The sequence below is a fragment of the Nonomuraea sp. NPDC001684 genome, assembly GCF_053596515.1.
Map to the genome: position 1 here is coordinate 1 of NZ_JBSFGJ010000883.1, position 1,243 is coordinate 1,243.

Sequence of the window (1,243 nt, forward strand, 5' to 3'; positions counted from 1 at the left end):
GGCGGCGACCAGACCAGGTCCGTGCGCTACGGCCAGTTCAGCCCGCCCGCGGACCCCAGGTCCGGGCAGGTCGCGGCCTGCGCGTATGAGCACAAGGCGGCTCGGCGTCGGAGCCGGGGTGATCGACTGGCTGGTCGCGGCCGGCGTGGCGGCGGCGCTGGTGATCACCGGGTTGTCCGGGCAGCCTTCCGCCACCCACCTCGCGCCGCTCGGCTACGCGCTGCTGGCGGCCGGCGGGCTGGCGCTGGTCGCGCGCCGCCGGGCACCGGTGCCCGTCCTGGCCGTGACGGGGTTGTGCGCGGTGGGGTACCAGGCGGCCGGGTTCGACGTGCCGGCGGTGGCGTACCTGTTCGCGGTGTACGCGGCGATGCGGGCCGGAAGGCGGCTGGTCACCGTGGCCGCGAGCGTGATCGTGCTGGCCCTGCTGCCCCTGGCCGCGCTGGCTTCCGGGCTGCACGACACGGGCGAGGCGTTCGCGCAGGCCAGGGGCGCGCTGGAGCTGGCCTGGCTGGTCGCGGCCGGCGCCGCGGGGGAGGCGTTGCGGCAGGCGGAGGGACGGGCGGAGGAGGCCGAGCGCACCCGGGAGGAGACCGCGCGGCGGCGTGCCGACGAGGAGCGGCTGCGCATCGCGCGGGACCTGCACGATTCGCTCACCCACCAGATCTCGGTCATCAAGGTGCAGGCCGAGGTGGCCGTGCACGTTGCCCGCAGGAAGGGGGAGCAGGTGCCGCAGGCCCTGCTGGTGATCCAGGAGGCCGGACGCGAGGCGACCAGGGAGCTGCGCGCGACCCTGGAGGCGCTGCGCGACGACACGACTCCGCCGCACGGCCTGGACCGGGTGCCCGAGCTGCTGGAACGGGCCCGGACCACCGGCCTCGACGCGACGCTGACGATCGAGGGACAACGACGCGACGTGCCGGCCGCGGTGGACCGGACCGCGTACCGGATCGTCCAGGAGTCCCTGACCAACATCGCCCGGCACGCCGCCGCCGCGACCGCGGAGGTCCGCATCGACTACCGTCTCGACGCGCTGGCGATCCGCGTGGACGACGACGGCACGGCCACGCCGGACGCCGCCCCCGTGCCCGGCGTCGGCCTGATCGGCATGCGTGAACGCGTCACCGCGCTCGGCGGCAGCCTGCGGGCGGCTCCGCGCGGCGCGGGCGGCTTCACCGTCCAGGCCGAGCTGCCGATGGACCGCACGCCGTGATCCGGGTCCTGCTGGTGGACGACCAGCCGCTGC

General features: G+C 76.2%; 1 protein-coding gene. It reads left to right on the forward strand.

Translation table 11 applies throughout. The annotated features are described in order from the left end of the window. Window positions 1–85 precede the first annotated feature (85 nt). Window positions 86–1,210 (forward strand): sensor histidine kinase, encoded by a 1,125-nt coding sequence (locus ACWCSD_RS52760; RefSeq protein ID WP_397160084.1) that lies wholly within the window; start codon window positions 86–88, stop codon window positions 1,208–1,210. The last annotated feature ends 33 nt before the right edge of the window (window positions 1,211–1,243 follow it).

Excerpts from the sequence above, each read along its gene's own strand:
- ACWCSD_RS52760 (WP_397160084.1), top strand. The coding sequence starts at position 86 with ATGAGCACAAGGCGGCTCGGCGTCGGAGCCGGGGTGATCGACTGGCTG.